A 21,290-nucleotide genomic window follows, 5' to 3' on the forward strand; every position below is an offset into this window, starting at 1 on the left:
TCCCGCAGAGCTGATTAATCAGCTCTGCGGGGAGTTCCTTATTCTCTTATTTGTCGGATAAACGCTATGGATCGTATTACGGTACACTCCCCTCTGCCTTTCGATGAACTCATGTTCTGGTCGCTTTCCGGCCGTGAGGCGCTCTCCGAGTCTTTCTCCCTGACCGTCGAGTTGCTCAGTCCCTCCGCTCGCCTCGACCGCCGTTCTCTGCTTGGTCAGCCGCTCACCGTCGTCATCCCGCTCCCCGGACTGCTCATCAGCAGCGGACAGCGTCTCATCAACGGCAAAATCACCGCCGTCAGCGTCCGCAGCCAGGAAATCAGCGGCACACGCTACGCCCTTTACCAGTTGCGCCTTGAACCCGACCTCTGGCCGATGAAGCGTGACCGCAACTTCCGTATCTTCCAGCAGCAGACCGCCGTGCAGATTATCAAGACCCTGCTCGACGAGCATAACGTCAACGTTGAAGACCACCTCACCAACGCCTATCGCAGTTGGGAATACTGCGTGCAGTACAACGAGAGCTCTTTCGACTTCATCAGCCGGTTGATGGAACTGGAAGGTATCGCCTACTACTTCCGCCATGAAGCCGACAAACACACCCTGATCCTTGTCGATGCCCCGCAGCAGTACACCTCGTTCAGCGGCTATGAGACCATTCCCTATCATCTCACCCCGTCCGGCGGCACCACCAGCAGCGAGGGCATCAGCCAGTGGGCGGTGCACGATATCGTTACCCCCGGCATCTACAGTCATGATGACTACGATTTTCGCAAGCCCAACGCCTGGCTGTTCCAGGCGCGTCAAAATCCCGTCTCTCCCACTCCGGGACAGATTGACGTTTATGACTGGCCCGGCCGCTTTGTCGAACACGAACACGGCGAATTCTATGCCCGCATCCGTCAGGAAGCCTGGCAGACCGAGCACGAACAAATCAGCGCCACCGCCACCGCGCTCGGCATCGCGCCCGGCCACACCTTTACCCTGTACAATGCCCCGTTCCCCGACGACAACGGCGAATACCTCACTCTGGCCGCCCACTATTTCCTGCGTGAGAACCGCTATGTCAGCGGCGCCGGCAATGAAACCGAACACCGTATCGACTTTACCGTCATTCCCGCCGCCGTCCCCTTCCGTCCGGCCCAGCGCACCCCGTGGCCAAAAACCAGCGGCCCGCAGACCGCCCGCGTGGTCGGGCCCGAAGGCGAATCCATCTGGACCGATAAATATGGCCGCATCAAGCTGAAGTTCCACTGGGACAGGCTGGCGAAAGGCGACGATACCAGCTCCTGCTGGGTACGCGTTTCCAGCGCCTGGGCTGGTCAGGGCTTTGGCGGCGTGCAAATTCCGCGCGTCGGCGACGAGGTGGTGGTGGACTTTATCAACGGCGACCCCGACCGCCCCATTATTACCGGCCGGGTGTACAACGAGGCCAGCATGCCCCCCTGGGCGCTGCCCGCCGCCGCTACCCAGATGGGCTTTATGAGCCGCTCCAAAGACGGCACGCCCGACAACGCCAACACCTTGCGCTTTGAGGACAAGACTGGCGAAGAACAAGTGTGGCTGCATGCCGAGCGCAATATGGATATTGATGTTGAGAATGATGAAACTCACATCATCGAAAAAAATCACACCCATTTTGTTGGAGCCAAAGAAGAATTACGTGTGACAGAAGACCAAATAACCGGAGTAAGAGGCGACTCGACCAGAATAACTGGACAAAAACGCATTGATAATGCGGTCGATACTTTTACTATCGGGTCCGGTAAATCCATCCGTCTTGAGTGTGGGCTCAGCGTGCTGGAGCTCACCGCCGAAGGCGACATTAATATCAAGGGCCTCAATTTTAATATTACTGTCGATAAAAGCGGACAAATCAATACGTCTTCGGGTGAATTACATCTAAACCCGTCGGGTGGACATGCGGCCACCACCGAACCGGGAAAACAGCATCAGGAAAATATTCAGTCCGCTCTGGATAGTTTCTTCCCACCCGCGAAGAAATAATCAGGGAAATGAATGGGGAGTAAATACTCAATGTTTACCTGGAGAAAAGTTACCGCAGGCTGATTTCGAAGCGGCAATCCATACAGGGGGCATAGTAAAAGGAATTGATTATACCGCAACCAATATATTAACTGGAGAAACGCTATAATTTTTGTAAAAAGATTAATGGTAAACCCCTGGGATTTTATTTTTTATCGATCTCAAGATAATGATTATATTATTAAAGTGGTTTCAAGTGAAGGCATATATAAAACAGATATTGAACGTTTTTTTAAAATCAATAATCTTAAAGAAAAAAATGATATAACTCTTAATGATTTAAAAAAAATAGCAAAAGAGATTAGGGATTCATATCCTAATCAAAAATATCAAGAAATTCCTTACGCGGAAGTCGTCGAGGAATAGGGAATGATTCAAGCGCATGAAGAGCCAATTACTCGATTGTCGCAATCAGGCGTTGATAAAAGCGATTCGTTAGACCGGGTGGGATCCCAGGGCAAGAGCGTGAATATTTTTTAAACATTAATGATCTTGTCCTTATACAAGTAAGCCGAGTCCATTGCCGCACCGGGGCGGGATCCCACTTTACTTATTGAAATAGAGAACTTATTTCGATTTCATTGATCTGAGTTTTATTCATCCCCCAACCTCAGTGAAAGATAATGACTATCTTTAATTAGATCAATGTAATACCTGCTGATGCCTTGAGGCTGGAGATTTGTGTAAAATACGCTTTTTATCTGGATCTCCTGTTATAGCCAGGATTTCTGTTTCTTGTCGGTTTTGTGGTTAAACGCGCCCGGTACGCAAACATGGCACCAGGCATGCCGGATATCCGCGTTTTCGTTGCCTTGAATGTCGTAAACGCTTTCAGCTTGAGTATACTTACGAAGTCCATAAGCCCGGAACTAAAGAAAAGATGGTCAATATGACGATGAACGGTTCCGATGTCAGAGACACAGTTCGGACACTGAAAGTTGGCATCAATACGGTCATTCGGACGTTAAAAAGCTCACGCCGAAGCAAGTGAGCGGCAAAGCCGTTGTGTATGAAAATATTGCACTGATTTGTGAAGTTGACGAACAGTGGTCTTATGTTGGCAGCAAAGCCAACAGACACTGGCTATGGTATGGCTTTGACACCAGGAGAAAACAAGTTGTTGCCCATATTTTTGGGCCGAGAACAGAGGCTACCTGCCGCAAACTCCACGAGTTATTATCACCGTTTAACGTTGGTTGTATCACGACGGAGACTGGGGGAGTTATGCCAGAGAGGTACCGAAGGAAAAGCATCTGACCGGCAAGATTTTTACTCAGCGCATTGAGCGCAACAACCTGACGCTGAGAACGCGAATCAAACGACTGGCCCGCAAAACCATCTGCTTCTCACACTCTATTGAGCTTCATGAAAAAGTCATCGGAGCCCTCATCGAAAAATACATATTCTACTAATTGGATGCATCACCCTATGGCGGATGGTATGACAAAAATTATCCGAAAAAGTAAAGTATATGTAGTTGCCGTCAGCGCATTATTCAACTCAGGAATAGCAGTAGCAAAAATGAATAGCACAGACATCTGGTCATTCATAGAGAAAACAAGTACCGCTATTGAAAATGTCACCACGCAATCTATTGATTCACTTCCGCTCCCCGTCACACAGGTATCAGAAAATGAGTATGTAAATTTTTACAAAGGCAAGGATGTTACCCTTTCTGATTCATCCAAAATTATGGATATCGACCTTCGACTGAGCAAAGTATCCGATGGAATGGCGCCGTTCCTCTCTTTCTCATACTCAGGCCATTGTCTCGCTCTTAATGACATCAGGAAAAGATACGGTGAATTAACCTTAACCGACTATCCCAGAGGGCGCTCAGAAGATGAGATGACAAGCCATACTACGCCCGCGAATAAAAAGGGACAAAAAATCACATTCAGCTTTACTGAAAAAGGACAGAACTGTCTGAATAAAGTAATTATTTCCAACGAATAACGGAAATAATCCTCATTATATGCCAGAGCGTCTTCGTATTATCATCAAATTTTCTTTTACCGACAAGATTGATTGGGATGCTGTTATGTCTACTAAAGATATGAACAGAGGAACTAATTGCAAGGATTATGACTTAAAGGCAAGGGGATTTATGATTAAATTTAATATATTATACAAAAAAAAGGGAGATTATTTTATTCTGGAAAATAAAAATCAAAAATATATCGCTATGATTTGGCCTGGCGGTCACCGGGATGAGACCAGGTGTTTTAAATTAATCAACGATGATGTGATAATGTACTCTAATTATGAAGACATGGCCTCTTTTGCTGATAAAATTAGAAATAATTATAGCATTTATAAAATCCGGGAAGTACCCACACCAGATTTTTAGCCTACACACGTTCACCCGATTGAAAATAAATCCATCGTTTTATCAGCATTCTTTAATTAACACATTGATATGATATTAGAGTAATCACAAAGAATTTCTTGATGAATGCGAAGTTATTATACATTAGCAAGCTATACTACAGTCTTTATTCGTTAGAAGATAAATTTATTATATCCATCGTTTTCTTTCACTCTTATATTGACACGAATGACTATTTTTGGCTACAGCCCGAAGATAGAATAAAATATCCTACGTGCGGCAGCCTGTATTCACTGGTCGAATTAATAAGGAAAACGCCAGAGGATTACAAACACCGAATCGTCCCCAGGACTATTAGTAATACCTTTCACATTAAAAATCAAAAACCAAAGTATGATGACCCCGATAATATCTATCATGCTAATGATAACAACGCTGAATCCATCCCCCCCACGATAGAAGCAAAGATAATATATTCCCGCAGAGGAAACTTATTACTACTGAAATCTGATTCATTTTATATGATCTCGGTATTATTCCCCAATTACTACCCTAATACTCACTTTGACATCAGTAAAAAATATAAGCTTAATGAACATGATGTAAAAAACAAAGACAATATTAGTTATATAGAAGCTCTGGCCGACGCCATCAGAAAAAGTCCAGATGAATTTGCAAACCGGGAAATAAAAAACGTTAACATCACTTCGTAAGTCCGAAAAAAAGACAAGGTCTGCAGCATGTATTTTTATAACTCAGGCTGTTTCCCTCAATTATCTGACCGATGTAAATAGCTTCGCATAATAGCGCTACACTTGCCCTGTAGGTTGAGTGACAACGATATTATGATTAAATCACAATCAACTGTTTTTAATGATTATTTAAATGTTCTTATCATCAGTTACGCGCTGTGGCATGGTCAAAAGTGAAACATCAATGCGCGAAGCTATTTAAAATCTCCCCCCTGACAGGGGACGCAGTAAAACCGGCCAAAAACAAATCAAAAAACAAACAAAATTAATACCTTTTTCTCATCGTCAGCCAGCGAAAATGAATTGCGGGACACAGCCTGATATTCTGTGCTGATACAACCAGTAACGATGCATGATCCGTACTACCAGCCTTGATTATGTTGAACAGGTTTTAAAATTAGCCGGGAAATGCCATCATCGAATGCCCACAACACCGGGTGGAGAGTAATTAAAGCCAATATACATTTAACCATGTAACAATGATCCTATTTTAAATAACCATAGCGGATAAAAAAATAGAAAACCACCGTGGATACTGACGATTGGTCTGTAGATAATGAATGAGTTTAAAGGTAACGTTGAACGTTTATTTGAAATATGAGCGAATATTTTTTCATATAGCAATTCAGGCACAAAATAGCCCAAACATTAAGTTTATTCATTGAATTAACAGCAGCAAAAAACGCCATTCCTGCTTATTGTGAACCGTTCATGATAGCAAAGTTTCTCAAAGTGGCCGCCGTTACCAGTAATATAAACAAATATCCTATAGAAAAACGCAGGTAAATAGCACATATCAATTAGACTAATGCTCTAGCTCACAGACAATAACATCAGGTGGTTATGGTCGAAAATAAAAAATCGTGGCAGTATAAGATAAAATCCCCTCATATAAAACACGCAGTAAAATTATCCCTCTCCGCGGGAAATTCCATAAGAGAAATATCAGATGGCTGGTCTGATGTTAATCAGGTTATTTATTTATCACGAAAAATGTCAACAGAACTGCGCAAACAAATTGAACAAGCAGAACCTTTGTTAAAGTACTGGTCTGTCTCCAAAACGCCATATGACCCGGCGGAAGAAGGATTCATCTGTAACAAGTATAAGGTCGCGATGTCGTTTCCTAAAAAATAAACAAACCACAATAATATTTTAAATATAAATATTAAGTTACTTTTCATGCCTGTAAAAAACGCGAATGATAAAAAATGATTAAGTCGCCAGGAAATTTCAGACAACATTCATCCACACGAGAAAAACATCTGAACAATACCTGTTATCTTGTTATGTAAAACCCATGAAAAAGATCAGATCACTATTGTTATAACCAGGTTCCGCCAAATCAGCATATAACAAGCATAGCCACTGGCTTAACCTATCGTTTGTCACAACGTTATTTTTTAATCTATTTCTCTGGTTTCACTAAATAGCTTCGCTATAATAGCGAGACGTTTGTCTCTGCTGGTTTCAGTGAAAACTGACATCATGCTTAAAGTGTAATTAACCGTTTTTATTATTTTATCATCAGTTGCGCGTTGTAGTACGGTCAAGAGAGAAGCATTAATGTGCGAAGATATTTAGCCGAGTGCACTAAAATTGCAGCATAGATCAAGCTGATACAAATAACCACTTAATGAATAAAACAGGCTCAATCAAAAATAATAAACCTGACCGGCACCACTGACGTTAACCAGACGCCATTTTCAGCCTGAAAAAATTTCAAACCATCTTCATACATAGACATAGCATTGATCCTGAGTATAGCGGGTTTCCCATGGCGTTGCCCAACTGCCAGCGCAGTAACTTTATCAGCGGAAAAATGCACATACTGGCGAGAACCTGCAATCAAACCGCTTTCCCGGATAGATGTAACAAAACGCGTTGCAGTACCGTGATATAAATAAAACGGCGGGATTTTTTCACTATAAGCAATATCGACTTGCCGTGATGAGTGCCCCTGAACGGCCCGAATTCTCAATCCATCATCAGAAATAGAAAATCGTTTTTTATCGCTGGTATTAACAACGTCCCTAATGATAGTTAAATCTAACTTTTTCCCTTTTTGGGCTGCGCATGTAATTAATTTAGAGATATCGGCCCATCCTTCACTGTCTAACAAAAGGCCAATAGCTTCAGGCTGATGGCGTAAAACATAGCTAAGAAACTTACTTACCTCAATGTTATTCATTTTATTTATGCTGTTCTGTTCTTACCTGTACCCCAAAAATGCTGGAGTTTTTTTTGCCCCAGAATTCGCAGATGCTATCCAGTGCAAACTTTTTGCTGATTTTATCAAAAGACAAGGTCCAGAGGTACTCTAAAAACCATAATAAATGATAACGGCAAGCAGAATTGGGTCTGTCAATATATTATTGTTGAGTGCTGCAGATAAGCATGATAAAAGTTCGTATGCCGGCGCTAAAGACCCGATGATAACCGGACGTCCCGACAGCATAACTCCGCGCACCGCCAATGACGCACGGATTTAGAGAAATATTATGTTGCCCGAATCAGTAAAAAGTAACGGTATAAAAATCACATCATTATAAATAGCTTCGCGCATGGATGCTTCAATTTTTAGCACGCGACAACAAGTAACGAATTAAATAAATTAAAACAATCAGTTAAAACAGAATTTAATCATTATATCGTTGTTACTGCAATCTGCAAAGGCAAGCGTAGCGCTATTATGCGAAACTATTTATTCTGTAGTACAATCTGTAAAATAGCATTCGATAAGGAGTTAATATGAAGATAACGGGAACCAGTTCGTATATTATACTGGATGATGGCGGCAGAAAAATCAAAGCAACCGGTGAAATGTTATCCGGTGGATTTATAGCCATTCTGGAGTCTATGAAATTTTTTGAGCCCCCTCATGAAAAAGAAGAATTAACAGAAGAAATTAAAAAAGAATACAGAGATAAAGCCATAAAAAAAACAAAAGGGACATCTATGGAGATTAAATTTGAATGATTTTTCACCCTTCATACGCCAGGTTGCAGATACCTTAGCAAGGTGCAATTATCCACCCCATCCCTTCAGTCGCCGCCGTATGCCGCGTTCAAATCCTCTGCCGGCAATTCGCCTCTCTGATACATCCCTTAATAAGCGCATCTGACCTCAATGACCTTCATCCCTAAAACCCGCTTTTCCGGCAACGTTTTACATTGTTATAAACGATAACGTTTGGCCTGCAACCTGAATAGCTAAGTAAATACTCGTCATATTTCAGGCTGCAGATGCACTGACCCGCGTTCGTTAACCAGAATCGCCTGCCTGAAATAGGCGCTCATCTCGATTAATGCAAGATATCCTGTTTCTCACCGAAGCCAGCCGCTGGCCGGTCAGCTTCGCTCCCGACGAATTTGTCGCTTGCCTGCCGTCTTTCTGCAATTCGAATTATGTAACGTATATAAATAAAATACTATGGAAAGCGCTCATCGCCAGCATGACGAATACTCCGGAAGCGATAATTTTCAGCAACCTGAATGCCCGGCCAGGGCCGGGCATTTTTACTACGACAATATATACAGACATTACGTCAGGCTGGTAGTCAAATAGACGGCAGAAAAAACGAGAGGCTCTGGCTACCCGAAGGATTGTCCGGCGACCTGTAGATGACTCATCGGCAATGCAATACAGGAACATTTACGGCCTAACATATTCGACATTATCGAATTAATCATTTAGCCATCTTTTCGTTTCCCGGTTAATAATCGGGAAAAATCTTATATTTTAGATTCACTCCATGCAGAGCTCATCCTTTTTTCTTATTTTTCCTTCTTGAATATAAAGAACTATTTTTTATCCTCCTGTAGTGTAGCGTGATAGAAATAATCGAAATGATAAAGAGCACTAATACAGCTATCAGTACAAACCACTCCATAATATCTTTCCCAGCGTTATGATTTCCGGTGCGATAGAAATGGCTATATCAGTACAGGATACGCCCGGCAGGGCCTGGCTACCTGTTACAGTTTGACCTGACGACACAACTTTTCTATGGCTCGCAACAGCCCTCCGCTGCAGCGCAGAGCACGCCATTAGCGAATGCGTCCTGCCGTTTGGCGTCATCAGGCTCAGCGATATCAATCTATATCAATAGAAAAAACAGATCAATAGATCATTTTTAATCGATTTTATTGATGATTTTTCCATTCAATACGTTCGATATCGATAGGGTAATGCTATGAATTTAAAAGTCATTTTTGGAAAAAATAGGATTTTTCCCCGACATCGCCAATTGAGCAATTTTCGTACACATGGATTTTGTTAGTAAATTCATATACCTGTGCCATAGATTTTCAGTGATGCTTTCTTTTCATTTTAAATCCAAATTTTAACAAATATTTCTAAATGTTTCTAAATCAATATCTGCGGAAATGCCAATAGGCCAGCAAAGATTGACAAATATTCTTACGTTATGCATTTTTGAATTAATCATCATTGATCGAAAAATCATTGGATGTTTTATCATGGACGTCAGAATACTCAGTAAATGCAACTTTACTGTGCTGGGTTTAAGGAGTGTTTTCTCAGAGATACCGACACTTTATGTTCGTTCGACCAGCAGAGTTAATATTCAACAGCAGGGGAAAAGGAAATGTATATTTATTATTGATAGTTGCGATAGCAATTTCAGTGACTATTATCACTTTATAAAAATGAATTTTTGTGACGTAGCATCCGTATTTATCATTATAAATAATGTAAATCATCTTCCGGTTTTCATTGATGAAAAAACCATCGTTGTCTCACGGGCAATGCCGGTAGACTATTTTTCCCGTATATTGTGCTTTGCCCAGCCGAACGGACGGGGCGCCACGCATCCGGTTAAGCTATCAGAAGCCGAATATACGGTTTTTCGCTACTGGAGCATGGGTTACAGTTCGGAAAAAATTACTGAATTAACCGGAATAAAACGCAAATCGGTGCTTAACAGTAAATCCCGATTGCTGAATAAATATGGCGTACGCGATAAGGGATCGCTGCTGATGATCTCCCGGCTTATTTTTAACCCTAAAAAAGAATATTCATCGCCACATTATCCAATCTGCCAGCAAGATCTTATCCGCTGATTATCCGGCTATTTTAGCTTGCCGATGCCCCTTGCTCACGAAGCGGGGACGTCGTTATCACGCACAGTTAGCGCCGGGTTCCCGCCCAAAGCGGACGACAAACGAAGAAAACAGGCGATATGCCCGGACGCTAAAGGGAATGCCCGACGACATTCCCTTTGCCAGCACGTTGATTAACGCTTATTCATCTTCCAGGTAGGTGTATCCATATAACCCGGCTTCGAACTCCTCAAGGAACTGAGCCTGAAGCTCGCTGTCCAGATCGGTTTCTTTCACCTGATCGCGGAAACGAGTAAGCAAAACTTCAGGATCAAGCTGTACGTATTCCAGCATGTCGGCCACCGTGTTGCCCTCGTCCGACTCTTCCAGTTCAATCGAACCGTCCTGGAAGACAAACACATCCACCGTCGCGGTATCGCCGAACAGGTTGTGCATATTGCCGAGAATTTCCTGATAGGCGCCCACCATAAAGAACCCTAACAGCGGCGGATTATCCGCATCGTAAGGAGGCATCGGCATCGTGGTGGCAATACCGTCGCCGTCAATATAGTGGTCGATGGTGCCGTCCGAGTCGCAGGTAATATCCAGCAGAACGGCGCGACGCTCAGGCGGCTTATCCAGCCCTTCCAGCGGCATCACCGGAAAGAGTTGGTCGATCCCCCATGCGTCAGGCACCGACTGAAACAGCGAGAAGTTAACGTACAGCTTGTCGGCCATCCGTTCCTGCAGTTCATCAATAATCGGTCGATGCGCGCGGTTACTGGGATCCAGCTGCTGCTGAATCTGCTGACAGATGCTCAGATACAGCTGCTCTGCCCACGCGCGCTGAGTCAGATCCAGCATGCCGTGCGTATATTGCGTGTGCACATCGTGTAAATCCATCTGACTGTCATGCAGCCATTCCCGCAGCGAACGCCGGTTACGAGGCTCCTGCATTTCCTGCCAGGTTGCCCACATACTTTCCAGCGCGCGCGGCGCATCCTCTTCCGGCGCGTGCGGCTCGCTGAATTCGTTGCGCTCCACCCCGATGATATTGGAGACCAACACAGTATGATGCGCCGTTACCGCGCGGCCGGACTCCGTGATCACCGTCGGATGCGGCAGACCATACTCGTTACAGGCGTCGCCGATACCCCAGATCACGTTGTTGGCGTATTCGTTCAGGCCATAGTTCACCGAACAATCGGACTGCGAGCGCGTCCCTTCATAGTCGACCCCGAGACCGCCGCCCACATCGAAGCACTGGATATTAACGCCCAGCTTATGCAGCTCAACGTAAAAACGGGCGGACTCGCGCACCCCGGTCGCAATATCGCGGATATTGGCCAGCTGAGAGCCAAGGTGGAAATGCAGCAGTTGCAGGCTTTCCAGTTGACCGGCCTTGCGCAACAATTCGACCAGCTGCAAGACCTGCACCGCCGCCAGACCAAATTTAGATTTTTCGCCGCCGCTGGACTGCCATTTGCCGGATCCCTGCGAGGCCAGACGCGCACGCACGCCCAGACGGGGCACAACATTCAGTCGGTTGGCCTCTTCCAGCACCAGCTTAATTTCCGACATTTTCTCAATCACCAGGTACACCTTGTGCCCCAGCTTTTCACCGATCAGCGCCAGACGGATATATTCTCGGTCTTTATAGCCGTTGCACACGATGACCGTGCGCGTCATGCCGGCATGGGCCAGCACCGCCATTAGCTCCGCCTTCGAACCGGCTTCCAGCCCCAGCGGCTCTCCCGAGTTGACCAGTGACTCAATGACCCGCCGATGCTGGTTAACTTTTATCGGATAAACGAGAAAATAGCCGCCTTCATAGCCGAACGATTCGCGCGCCCGCCGAAATGCGCCGTTAATGGAGCGCAGACGATGCTGCAAAATTTGCGGGAAACAAAACAGCGCGGGCAATCGCTGCCCCTGCTGCTGGCGTTCTTTCACCAGCGTGGCCAGATCGACCGTCGCATCAGGAACATCAGGATCGGGGCAAACGCTAATATGCCCCAGTTCATTGACGTCATAATAGTTATTGCCCCACCAGGCAATGTTGTATGTACGCAGCATCTCACTGGCATTCAGATCGTTCATGGCAACCTCCTGCATGGAGCGCAAATTATTCGCTTTAGCCGTCGCCGATGCTCCACGGCGAATCGTATCGTCAGACATCACGTCTCCCCTGATTTTGGCTCTGCCGCCCGCTATCTCTCTTTACCGCGCGTTGCCCGCAGGTAAACCTGTCGATAACCGCCGGTGCTGATGGTGAAAAAAACCGTCCGACACAATATGCCGGCGATTTACTACTGCTATAAGTGTAAAACACGTTGTCGGACTCCGTGCAACGGGTCATGAAAACTAGCGCGAAACGCCGCATAATGACGGCCGGTTCGCCCGGAAACAGAACGATTAAAAGACGGCTTAACCGGCTCGTGAATCCTGTGAAGCACGTAAATATGGTTGATTCTGGGATCGAAAAGAACCGGAGAAAGGATCGGCTGACCATGACAATATCGTGCCGACAAGAAAGTATTGTGAACGTAGCTGGCTCGCTAAACAACGGATCATTAAATCTTCGCTCCTCCACGCCCGCCGCGGCCAGGCGATCTGGCTATCAATGGAACTGCTAACATACCACATGCGACCCGCCATGATATGACACATTGCGGCCAATAAAAACAGCCGGGCGGTTATACAGATACGGCAATAAAAATGCAAAATGAAAATATCTCATTATCATTCGCATAGAGTAAAAACAAACAATTACCACGAGTTATCCTGACGTTGCATTGGCTTCGGTCGAAAAAGCGCTGGCATTGATGCTGAAACGTGTCCTAGAATAGCCATCCAGATGTTAATCCATCTATACTGATTAACCGCTTAACAGCTTCGTTTTTGAAGGTAAAAAACTAATGGCTAAACACCTCTTTACGTCCGAGTCTGTATCAGAGGGACATCCCGATAAGATTGCCGATCAGATTTCGGATGCCGTTTTAGACGCCATCCTGGAACAGGATCCAAAAGCTCGTGTGGCCTGCGAGACTTACGTAAAAACCGGTATGGTCTTAGTTGGCGGTGAAGTTACCACCAGCGCCTGGGTTGATATCGAAGAAATCACCCGCCGTACCGTCCGTGAAATCGGCTATGTTCATTCCGATATGGGCTTTGATGCCAATTCCTGCGCCGTCCTGAGCGCGATAGGCAAACAGTCTCCCGATATTAACCAGGGCGTTGACCGTATTGACCCGCTGGAGCAGGGCGCGGGCGACCAGGGTCTGATGTTCGGTTATGCCACCAACGAAACGGACGTGCTGATGCCGGCGCCCGTAACTTATGCGCACCGTCTGGTGCAGCGTCAGTCAGAAGTGCGTAAGAACGGCACGCTGCCCTGGCTGCGTCCTGACGCCAAAAGTCAGGTGACATTCCTGTACGATGGCGGGAAAATTGTAGGCATCGACGCCGTTGTTCTTTCCACTCAGCACGCCGAAAGCATCGAACAGAAAGAGCTGCACGAAGCGGTGATGGAAGAAATCATCAAGCCGATTCTGCCCGCTGAATGGCTGTCCGCCAGCACCAAATACTTCATTAACCCGACCGGCCGTTTTGTTATCGGCGGCCCGATGGGCGACTGCGGTCTGACCGGTCGTAAAATTATTGTTGATACCTACGGCGGCGCGGCTCGTCACGGCGGCGGCGCTTTCTCCGGTAAGGATCCGTCCAAGGTTGACCGTTCCGCAGCCTATGCGGCTCGCTACGTGGCGAAAAATATCGTGGCCGCCGGCCTGGCCGACCGCTGCGAAATTCAGGTTTCCTATGCGATTGGCATAGCCGACCCAACCTCGATCGCGATCGAAACATTCGGTACGGAAAAAGTGGCAACCGAGCTGCTGTCTCAGCTGGTGCGCGAATTCTTCGATCTGCGTCCGTACGGTCTGATTCAGATGCTGGATCTGCTGCACCCGATCTATCGCGAAACCGCTGCCTACGGTCACTTTGGTCGTGAACACTTCCCGTGGGAAAAAACCGACAAAGCGGCGCAGCTGCGTGAAGCCGCCGGCCTGAAATAATCCGGCTTGCGTTATGAAACGGTGAACATACGGTTCACCGTTTTTTTATCTCATGATCCTGAGAGACGCAGGCTAAATCCGGTTGCATCGCTCCTGGCCGCGTTTTATCCTGCCAGCCATGAATACGCCCCGCATCCCCATCGCTCTGCATCAGGCCGTTATGCGCACCCTGCGCGTCGCGCTGCAGCAGGCCAATCACCGGCTTGATGCCCGCTACCCGGAACCCGTGGTTAATTATCAACAGCGCGGCGCCACGGCGGGCAGCGCATGGCTGCAAAACTGGGAGATTCGCCTTAATGCGGTTTTGTTGCGCGAAAATCAGCAACATTTTATCGATGAGGTTATCCCGCATGAGCTGGCCCATCTGCTGGTCTACGCCCGCTTCGGCCGGGTTGCCCCGCACGGCAAAGAGTGGCGCTGGATGATGGAACAGGTGCTGGCGGTGCCGGCGCGCCGCACGCATAACTTTGCCCTTGCGTCGGTACAGGGCAAAACCTTTTTCTATCGTTGCCAGTGCCAGCAACATCAGTTGAGCATACGGCGTCATAACCGGGTGCTGCGCGGCGAAACGGAATACCGCTGCCGGCGCTGCGGCGAAGTGTTACGCCCGGAGCCTCCCCACTCCAGCTAAAGGACAAATTTTACCCATAAGCCGGCCCACTGTTTGCCTCGCCGTATTTCATCCGGTACTCTGCCTGCTTTCATTCTCAGCTGGTTGTTTTGGAATATGCTACGCAAAATTTTATGGGTAATGAGTGTGCCTGGACTCATCCTTCCTCTGGTTGCCGCAGGTCAGGGCATCAATAACTTTACTCAGGCCAAAGCTGAAGCGGTAAAAATCAATCAGGACGCGCCGGGCACCTTCTACTGTGGTTGTAAAATAGAATGGCAGGGCAAGAAGGGCACGCCCGATCTGAACAGTTGCGGTTACCAGGTCAGGAAAAGCGCGCCGCGCGCCAGCCGCATCGAATGGGAGCATGTGGTTCCCGCCTGGCAGTTTGGCCATCAACGCCTGTGCTGGCAGGACGGCGGCCGGAAAAACTGCGCTAAAGACGCCGTCTACCGCGAAATGGAAAACGACTTGCACAACCTGCAGCCCGCCGTCGGCGAGGTCAATGGCGATCGCGGTAACTTCATGTACAGTCAGTGGCGAGGCGGCGAAGGGCAGTACGGACAGTGTTCAATGAAAATCGATTTTAAAAATAAGCTGGCCGAGCCGCCGGAGCGCGCCCGCGGCGTTATCGCCCGCACCTATTTCTATATGCGCGACCGCTATAGTCTGCGCTTGTCCAGCCAGCAAACGCGGCTGTTTGAAGTCTGGAATAAGCAGTACCCGGTAAGCCAGTGGGAATGCACGCGGGATGAGCGCATCGCCCGCGTACAGGGTAATCACAACCCGTATGTTCAACAGGCTTGCCAGCAATAGTCGGTCTACCTACTATAGTCATTCATCCATAAAACCATCCGCGTCCGCGCCGGGTGGTTTGTCTCCTTAGTTGATTCAACCTAAAGCAAGAGTACCCGCATGCGAATACCACGCATTTATCATCCGGAAAAACTGCCGCTCGTCGGCGCTGAACTCGATCTGAGCGAAGAAGCGGCGGGCCATGTCGGGCGCGTATTGCGGATGGAAGCCGGGCAGGCGCTGGAACTGTTCGACGGCAGCAATCAGATTTTTAGTGCTGAAATCGTACTGAGCAGTAAAAAGCAGGTCCGTGTTAAAATTACCGACAGCGCAGAGTGCGATCGGGAATCGCCGCTCGACCTGCATCTGGGACAGGTCATGTCACGCGGTGAAAAAATGGAATTTACTATTCAGAAATCGATTGAGCTGGGCGTTAATATCATTACGCCGCTGTTTTCTGAACGCTGCGGCGTTAAGCTGGATGGCGAACGGCTGGAGAAAAAAATTCAGCAGTGGCGCAAAATTGCAATCGCGGCCTGCGAACAGTGCGGACGCAACCGTCTGGCGCAGATTCGTCCGGCCATAACGCTGGCCGACTGGTGTGCCGAACAGGACAACGCCCTAAAACTTAATCTGCACCCGCGTGCAGCGCAAAGTATCAATACCCTGCCCGTGCCGGTGGAAAAAGTGCGTTTGTTGATTGGGCCGGAAGGCGGCTTGTCCGCCGGGGAAATAGCCATGACCGCAGACTACGGTTTTACCGATATTCTGCTGGGACCACGAGTTCTGCGTACAGAAACCACAGCGCTGACCGCGATCGCTGCATTGCAGGTTCGTTTTGGCGATCTGGGATAAAGGAGAGAAAATGATCAAGCTCGGCATCGTAATGGATCCCATTGCGGCGATTAATATCAAAAAAGACACCAGCTTCACCATGCTGCTCGAAGCACAGCGTCGCGGCTGGGAACTGTACTATATGGAGATGGACGACCTGTATATGCAGGCCGGTGAAGCGCGCGCCACCACGCGTCGGCTCAGCGTCCAATATGATTACGACGGTTGGTACGATCTCTCCGACGAACAGGATATCGCCCTGCATGAGCTGGATGTCATTCTGATGCGTAAGGACCCGCCGTTCGATACCGAGTTCATCTACGCCACTTACATGCTGGAACGCGCCGAAGAACAAGGCACGCTGATTGTTAATAAACCGCAGAGTCTGCGTGACTGTAACGAGAAGCTGTTTACCGCCTGGTTTGCGCACCTGACGCCGGATACGCTGGTGACGCGTCGGGCGGATAAGCTGCGCCAGTTTCATCAGCGGCACGGCGATGTGATCCTCAAACCGCTGGACGGCATGGGCGGCGCCTCTATTTTCCGTCTGAAACAGGATGACGCCAACGTCTCGGTGATTATCGAAACCCTGACCGAGCACGGCAGCCGCTACTGCATGGCGCAAAACTACCTGCCGGCGATCAAAGACGGCGATAAGCGCGTGCTGGTGGTGGATGGCGAGCCAGTGCCCTACTGCCTGGCGCGGATACCGAAATCCGGCGAAACCCGCGGCAATCTGGCGGCCGGCGGCCGGGGCGAAGCGCGCCCGCTAAGCGAAAGCGACTGGCAAATTGCTCGCCAGGTGGCGCCGGTGCTGAAACAGAAGGGATTGATTTTTGTCGGTCTGGATATCATTGGCGACCGGCTGACCGAAATCAACGTCACCAGTCCGACCTGCGTACGCGAAATTGAAACCGCGTATCCGCAATGCTCCATTACCGGCATGCTGATGAATGCCATTGAACAGCGTTTAGCCAGCCGTTCTCGCTGACCAATTGAAGGGCCGTCCGCGCGGCGGCCCGGTTCGCGATCTCCGCCATGCCGCAACCTGAAATATGACGAGTATAAACATATACGATGAATTTACAGCATCATTTTCTGATTGCTATGCCAGCACTGCAGGACACCATATTCAAACGTTCCGTCGTCTATATCTGTGAGCATAATGAAGACGGCGCCATGGGACTAATCGTGAATAAGCCCATGGATCAATTTACGGTGGAAGATGTGCTGCAAAAACTCAAAATCACGCCCAACCCGCGTGATCCGGAGATCCGGCTGGATAAACCGGTATTTACCGGCGGGCCGTTGTCCGACGATCGCGGTTTTATTCTGCATACGCCTCAGCCCGGATTTGGCTCCAGTATCGCCATTTCCGACGATACCATGATCACCACCTCCAAAGACGTGCTGGAAACGCTGGGCACGGCGGAACAGCCGCAGGACGTACTGGTGGCGCTCGGCTACTCCGCCTGGGAAAAAGGCCAGCTTGAACAGGAACTGCTGGATAACGCCTGGCTGACCACTCCGGCGGACAACGATATTTTATTCCATACGCCGATCGCCGATCGCTGGCGCGCCGCAGGCAGGAAACTGGGTATTGATATCCATAATATCGCCATCGAAGCGGGACACGCCTGATGAGCAGCCGCACTATTATCGCCTTCGATTTCGGTACGCGCAGTATCGGCGCGGCCATAGGCCAGGACATAACCCGCACCGCGCGCGCGCTGCGCGCGTTTAAAGCGCAGGACGGCAGCCCGGACTGGCGGCAGATCGAAGCGCTGTTAAAAGAGTGGCAGCCCGCGCTGGTGGTGGTGGGCCTGCCGCTCAATATGGACGGCAGCGAACAGCCGATCACCGCGCGCGCGCGCAAGTTCGCCAACCGGCTGCATGGCCGTTTCGGCGTCCAGGTCGCGCTGCACGACGAACGGCTCAGCACGGTGGAAGCCCGCGCCGATCTCTTTTCTCACGGCGGCTTTCGCGCGCTGGATAAAGGCAGTGTGGACGCCGCTTCGGCCGTCATTATCCTGGAAAGCTGGTTCGAACAGCAGCCATAACGCCGCGCCAGCCCCGCATACGCGCCGTCATAGCCGCCACTGATGGCAAAAATGCATCAGGCGTCAGGCGTCAGGCGTCAGGCGTCAGGCGTCAGGCATCAGGCATCAGGCATCAGGCATCAGGCATCAGGCATCAGGCATCAGGATAGTCGCGCAGAAAACGCTCGACGTCCTCCACCATCGATTCGGTCCCGACGAAAAACGGCGAACGCTGATGCAATTTCTCCGGCATGATATCCAGAATGCGATTGGCCCCGTCGCTGGCCTTGCCCCCCGCCTGCTCGGCCAGAAACGCCATTGGGTTGCACTCATAGAGTAAACGCAGCTTACCCTGCGGATAGCTGGCGGTGCTCGGATATAAGTAGATGCCGCCTTTCAGCAGGTTACGATGAAAATCGGCCACCAGAGAACCGATATAGCGCGTCGTGTAAGGCCGCAGCGTGGCTTCGTCCTGCTCCTGGCAATATTTGATGTATTTTTTGACCCCGAGCGGAAACTTGATGTAGTTGCCTTCGTTGATCGAGTACATACTGCCCGTGGCGGGATAACGCACCTTCTCATGAGACAGACAGAATACGCCAAGCGAAGGATCGTAAGTGAAGGCATGCACGCCGTGGCCGGTGGTGTACACCAGCATGGTCGACGAACCGTAAACAATATAGCCGGCCGCTACCTGTTGGCTGCCCGGCTGCAGAAAGTCTGTTTCCGTTACCGGCTGGCCGGTTGGGGTAATGCGGCGGTAAATGGAAAAAATCGTACCGACCGAGACGTTTACATCAATGTTGGATGAGCCGTCCAGCGGATCCATCAGCACCACATATTTAGCGTTTTCGGCGCGTTCGCCGTCGAAGATGACAATCTCGTCCTCCTCTTCGGAAGCGATGCCGGCGACTTCGCCGCGCGCCTTCAGCGCCGCTTTCAGCTTTTCATTAGCGTACAGATCGAGCTTCATCTGCACTTCACCCTGAATATTAGAAATACCGCTGGTTCCCAGGATATCAACCAGTCCGGCTTTGTTGATATCGCGATGAATGATTTTGGCACCTAATTTAATAGCAGACAGCAGCGCAGTAAGCTCGCCGGTGGCATGAGAGAAATCGTGCTGTTTTTCAACGATAAATTCGCCTAACGTTTTCATAAACACTATTCCATACTGTACGAATGAAAAGCGGTGCGTGTCATACCGCCACGTTTACGGTTGCAGTGTAGCGCAAAGAGAACACAGGGAGCGGGTCAAATCATTTCTTATGCGGCATGACCAGCGTTAGAATGTGCAACAGACTCACTGTACATAGATGGAACATATATGCGTATTCATATTTTAGGTATCTGTGGCACCTTTATGGGCGGCCTGGCGTTACTGGCCAGATCGCTGGGGCATCAGGTAACGGGCTCAGATGCTAACGTCTATCCGCCAATGAGCACCCTGCTGGAAGAGCAAGGGATAACAGTGATTCAGGGTTACGATCCGGCTCAGCTCGAACCGGCCCCCGACCTGGTGATTATCGGCAATGCCATGACTCGCGGCAATCCCTGCGTGGAGGCCGTGCTGGAGCAAAACATCGCCTATACCTCCGGTCCCCAGTGGCTGCACGATCACCTCTTGCGCGAGCGCTGGGTGATCGCCGTCGCCGGCACCCACGGTAAAACCACCACGGCGGGGATGGTGACATGGATTCTGGAAGACTGCGGCTATCAGCCAGGTTTTGTCATCGGCGGCGTGCCGGGCAACTTCACCGTATCCGCCCGTCTCGGCGCCAGCCCGTTCTTTGTGATTGAAGCCGACGAATATGACTGCGCATTCTTCGATAAACGCTCCAAATTCATTCATTACTGTCCGCGCACGCTGGTTCTGAATAACCTGGAATTTGATCATGCCGACATCTTCGACGATCTGAAGGCCATTCAGAAGCAGTTCCATCATCTGGTGCGGCTGGTGCCGGGTCAGGGCAAAATCATTCTGCCGGATAACGATGCCCATCTGAAACAGGTTATGGCCATGGGCTGCTGGAGCGAGCAGGAACTGGTCGGTGAAGAAGGCGTATGGCAGGCGAAAAAAATCACGCCCGACGCCAGCGAATACCAGGTGTTCCTGCACGGCGAACCCGTCGGCGTGGTGAAGTGGAGTCTGGTCGGCGAACACAATATGCATAACGGGCTGATGGCCATCGCGGCGGCCCATCACGTGGGCGTGCTGCCGGCGGACGCCTGCACGGCGCTGGGACGTTTCATTAACGCCCGTCGCCGGCTGGAACTGCGCGGCGAAGCCTGGGGCGTGAATGTCTACGATGACTTCGCTCACCATCCGACGGCGATTCTGGCCACGCTGGCCGCTCTGCGCAGTAAAGTGGGCGGCACCGCGCGCATCCTGGCGGTGCTGGAGCCCCGCTCCAATACCATGAAGATGGGGCTGTGCAAAAATGAGCTGGCGCCGTCGCTGGGCCGGGCGGATGAAGTATTCCTGTTCCAGCCGCAGCATATTCCGTGGCAGGTAGCTGAAGTGGCGGAGGCCTGTGTGCAGCCGGCGCACTGGAGTGCGGATATCGATACGCTGGTCGAGATGATCGTGAAAACCGCGCAGCCCGGCGATCACATTCTGGTGATGAGCAACGGCGGCTTCAGCAACATCCATGACCGCCTGCTCGACGCGCTGGCGGACAAAGCGCGCGCGGAAAAAGCAGATAAGTAACGCAAAAAGCCGCCTTCATATAAGGCGGCTTTGACACGG

Annotated in this window: 19 protein-coding genes and 1 pseudogene; 17 read left to right on the forward strand and 3 right to left on the reverse strand. The window is 49.4% G+C overall.

What is annotated here, in order from left to right; all coding sequences use genetic code 11:
- The first annotated feature begins 66 nt into the window (after nt 1-66).
- The 7 genes and pseudogenes from FJU30_RS17350 (at nt 67) to FJU30_RS17380 (ending at nt 6,264) form a co-directional block, all read left to right on the forward strand.
- Nucleotides 67-2,007 carry a type VI secretion system Vgr family protein gene (locus FJU30_RS17350; RefSeq protein ID WP_150436238.1) on the forward strand — a complete coding sequence of 647 codons (1,941 nt, stop codon included), beginning with the start codon at nt 67-69 and terminating at the stop codon, nt 2,005-2,007.
- A 165-nt stretch (nt 2,008-2,172) separates the two neighbouring features.
- Nucleotides 2,173-2,412, forward strand: a complete 240-nt coding sequence (locus tag FJU30_RS17355) for a hypothetical protein (RefSeq protein ID WP_150436239.1) — start codon at nt 2,173-2,175, stop codon at nt 2,410-2,412.
- 349 nt (nt 2,413-2,761) lie between these two features.
- A pseudogene (locus tag FJU30_RS17360) lies at nt 2,762-3,458 on the forward strand (IS1 family transposase).
- 28 nt (nt 3,459-3,486) lie between these two features.
- Complete coding sequence (locus FJU30_RS17365; protein WP_150436240.1) at nt 3,487-4,002, forward strand: hypothetical protein; 516 nt, start codon at nt 3,487-3,489, stop codon at nt 4,000-4,002.
- An 85-nt stretch (nt 4,003-4,087) separates the two neighbouring features.
- Nucleotides 4,088-4,396, forward strand: coding sequence for a hypothetical protein (locus FJU30_RS17370; RefSeq protein WP_150436241.1), 309 nt, complete (start codon nt 4,088-4,090; stop codon nt 4,394-4,396).
- Between the two features lie 101 nt (nt 4,397-4,497).
- On the forward strand, nt 4,498-5,088 hold the full coding sequence (locus FJU30_RS17375) for a hypothetical protein (protein ID WP_150436242.1): 591 nt from the start codon (nt 4,498-4,500) through the stop codon (nt 5,086-5,088).
- An 882-nt stretch (nt 5,089-5,970) separates the two neighbouring features.
- A complete protein-coding gene (locus tag FJU30_RS17380; protein WP_150436243.1) occupies nt 5,971-6,264 on the forward strand; it encodes a hypothetical protein in 294 nt (97 codons plus the stop codon).
- Nucleotides 6,265-6,778: 514 nt separating this feature from the next.
- Here the strand turns inward: FJU30_RS17380 and kptA are convergent.
- Entirely contained in the window at nt 6,779-7,318 is a 540-nt protein-coding gene (kptA, locus tag FJU30_RS17385) for an RNA 2'-phosphotransferase (RefSeq protein WP_150436244.1), read from the reverse strand.
- Between the two features lie 560 nt (nt 7,319-7,878).
- Here kptA and FJU30_RS17390 point away from each other — a divergent pair.
- Nucleotides 7,879-8,106 (forward strand): Imm74 family immunity protein, encoded by a 228-nt coding sequence (locus FJU30_RS17390; protein WP_150436245.1) that lies wholly within the window; start codon nt 7,879-7,881, stop codon nt 8,104-8,106.
- A 1,502-nt stretch (nt 8,107-9,608) separates the two neighbouring features.
- The gene (locus FJU30_RS17395; RefSeq protein ID WP_223881623.1) at nt 9,609-10,211 is read left to right on the forward strand and encodes a helix-turn-helix transcriptional regulator; all 603 of its coding nucleotides are present in this window, start codon (nt 9,609-9,611) and stop codon (nt 10,209-10,211) included.
- Between the two features lie 180 nt (nt 10,212-10,391).
- On the opposite strand, the gene speA is transcribed toward FJU30_RS17395, so the two are convergent.
- The gene (speA, locus tag FJU30_RS17400) at nt 10,392-12,368 is read right to left on the reverse strand and encodes a biosynthetic arginine decarboxylase (RefSeq protein ID WP_150436247.1); all 1,977 of its coding nucleotides are present in this window, start codon (nt 12,366-12,368) and stop codon (nt 10,392-10,394) included.
- 740 nt (nt 12,369-13,108) lie between these two features.
- Between speA and metK the strand changes: the two genes are divergently transcribed.
- From metK to ruvX, 7 genes are all read left to right on the forward strand, one after another.
- Nucleotides 13,109-14,263, forward strand: a complete 1,155-nt coding sequence (metK, locus tag FJU30_RS17405; protein WP_150436248.1) for a methionine adenosyltransferase — start codon at nt 13,109-13,111, stop codon at nt 14,261-14,263.
- 118 nt (nt 14,264-14,381) lie between these two features.
- Nucleotides 14,382-14,894: a SprT family zinc-dependent metalloprotease gene (locus FJU30_RS17410; RefSeq protein ID WP_150436289.1), complete on the forward strand. Its 513-nt coding sequence runs from the start codon at nt 14,382-14,384 to the stop codon at nt 14,892-14,894.
- Between the two features lie 96 nt (nt 14,895-14,990).
- On the forward strand, nt 14,991-15,689 hold the full coding sequence (gene endA, locus FJU30_RS17415; protein ID WP_150436249.1) for a deoxyribonuclease I: 699 nt from the start codon (nt 14,991-14,993) through the stop codon (nt 15,687-15,689).
- Nucleotides 15,690-15,788: 99 nt separating this feature from the next.
- Nucleotides 15,789-16,523 carry a 16S rRNA (uracil(1498)-N(3))-methyltransferase gene (rsmE, locus tag FJU30_RS17420; protein ID WP_150436250.1) on the forward strand — a complete coding sequence of 245 codons (735 nt, stop codon included), beginning with the start codon at nt 15,789-15,791 and terminating at the stop codon, nt 16,521-16,523.
- 10 nt (nt 16,524-16,533) lie between these two features.
- Nucleotides 16,534-17,493 carry a glutathione synthase gene (gshB, locus tag FJU30_RS17425; RefSeq protein WP_150436251.1) on the forward strand — a complete coding sequence of 320 codons (960 nt, stop codon included), beginning with the start codon at nt 16,534-16,536 and terminating at the stop codon, nt 17,491-17,493.
- An 86-nt stretch (nt 17,494-17,579) separates the two neighbouring features.
- Nucleotides 17,580-18,143, forward strand: coding sequence for a YqgE/AlgH family protein (locus FJU30_RS17430; protein WP_150436252.1), 564 nt, complete (start codon nt 17,580-17,582; stop codon nt 18,141-18,143).
- Entirely contained in the window at nt 18,143-18,562 is a 420-nt protein-coding gene (ruvX, locus tag FJU30_RS17435) for a Holliday junction resolvase RuvX (RefSeq protein WP_150436253.1), read from the forward strand. The genes FJU30_RS17430 and ruvX overlap by 1 nt, the downstream gene beginning before the upstream one ends.
- Nucleotides 18,563-18,695: 133 nt before the next feature.
- On the opposite strand, the gene fbp is transcribed toward ruvX, so the two are convergent.
- Complete coding sequence (gene fbp / locus FJU30_RS17440) at nt 18,696-19,700, reverse strand: class 1 fructose-bisphosphatase (RefSeq protein ID WP_150436254.1); 1,005 nt, start codon at nt 19,698-19,700, stop codon at nt 18,696-18,698.
- Nucleotides 19,701-19,868: 168 nt separating this feature from the next.
- Between fbp and mpl the strand changes: the two genes are divergently transcribed.
- On the forward strand, nt 19,869-21,251 hold the full coding sequence (gene mpl / locus FJU30_RS17445; protein WP_150436255.1) for a UDP-N-acetylmuramate:L-alanyl-gamma-D-glutamyl-meso-diaminopimelate ligase: 1,383 nt from the start codon (nt 19,869-19,871) through the stop codon (nt 21,249-21,251).
- Nucleotides 21,252-21,290: the final 39 nt, after the last annotated feature.

Source organism: Affinibrenneria salicis (genome assembly GCF_008710095.1).

What these genes read in the sequence shown, in the direction of transcription:
- FJU30_RS17350 (WP_150436238.1), top strand. Translation starts at nt 67, where the DNA reads ATGGATCGTATTACGGTACACTCCCCTCTGCCTTTCGATGAACTCATG.
- FJU30_RS17355 (WP_150436239.1), top strand. Translation starts at nt 2,173, where the DNA reads ATGGTAAACCCCTGGGATTTTATTTTTTATCGATCTCAAGATAATGAT.
- FJU30_RS17365 (WP_150436240.1), top strand. Translation starts at nt 3,487, where the DNA reads ATGACAAAAATTATCCGAAAAAGTAAAGTATATGTAGTTGCCGTCAGC.
- FJU30_RS17370 (WP_150436241.1), top strand. Translation starts at nt 4,088, where the DNA reads ATGTCTACTAAAGATATGAACAGAGGAACTAATTGCAAGGATTATGAC.
- FJU30_RS17375 (WP_150436242.1), top strand. Translation starts at nt 4,498, where the DNA reads ATGAATGCGAAGTTATTATACATTAGCAAGCTATACTACAGTCTTTAT.
- FJU30_RS17380 (WP_150436243.1), top strand. Translation starts at nt 5,971, where the DNA reads ATGGTCGAAAATAAAAAATCGTGGCAGTATAAGATAAAATCCCCTCAT.
- kptA (WP_150436244.1), bottom strand. Translation starts at nt 7,318, where the DNA reads ATGAATAACATTGAGGTAAGTAAGTTTCTTAGCTATGTTTTACGCCAT.
- FJU30_RS17390 (WP_150436245.1), top strand. Translation starts at nt 7,879, where the DNA reads ATGAAGATAACGGGAACCAGTTCGTATATTATACTGGATGATGGCGGC.
- FJU30_RS17395 (WP_223881623.1), top strand. Translation starts at nt 9,609, where the DNA reads ATGGACGTCAGAATACTCAGTAAATGCAACTTTACTGTGCTGGGTTTA.
- speA (WP_150436247.1), bottom strand. Translation starts at nt 12,368, where the DNA reads ATGTCTGACGATACGATTCGCCGTGGAGCATCGGCGACGGCTAAAGCG.
- metK (WP_150436248.1), top strand. Translation starts at nt 13,109, where the DNA reads ATGGCTAAACACCTCTTTACGTCCGAGTCTGTATCAGAGGGACATCCC.
- FJU30_RS17410 (WP_150436289.1), top strand. Translation starts at nt 14,382, where the DNA reads ATGAATACGCCCCGCATCCCCATCGCTCTGCATCAGGCCGTTATGCGC.
- endA (WP_150436249.1), top strand. Translation starts at nt 14,991, where the DNA reads ATGCTACGCAAAATTTTATGGGTAATGAGTGTGCCTGGACTCATCCTT.
- rsmE (WP_150436250.1), top strand. Translation starts at nt 15,789, where the DNA reads ATGCGAATACCACGCATTTATCATCCGGAAAAACTGCCGCTCGTCGGC.
- gshB (WP_150436251.1), top strand. Translation starts at nt 16,534, where the DNA reads ATGATCAAGCTCGGCATCGTAATGGATCCCATTGCGGCGATTAATATC.
- FJU30_RS17430 (WP_150436252.1), top strand. Translation starts at nt 17,580, where the DNA reads ATGAATTTACAGCATCATTTTCTGATTGCTATGCCAGCACTGCAGGAC.
- ruvX (WP_150436253.1), top strand. Translation starts at nt 18,143, where the DNA reads ATGAGCAGCCGCACTATTATCGCCTTCGATTTCGGTACGCGCAGTATC.
- fbp (WP_150436254.1), bottom strand. Translation starts at nt 19,700, where the DNA reads ATGAAAACGTTAGGCGAATTTATCGTTGAAAAACAGCACGATTTCTCT.
- mpl (WP_150436255.1), top strand. Translation starts at nt 19,869, where the DNA reads ATGCGTATTCATATTTTAGGTATCTGTGGCACCTTTATGGGCGGCCTG.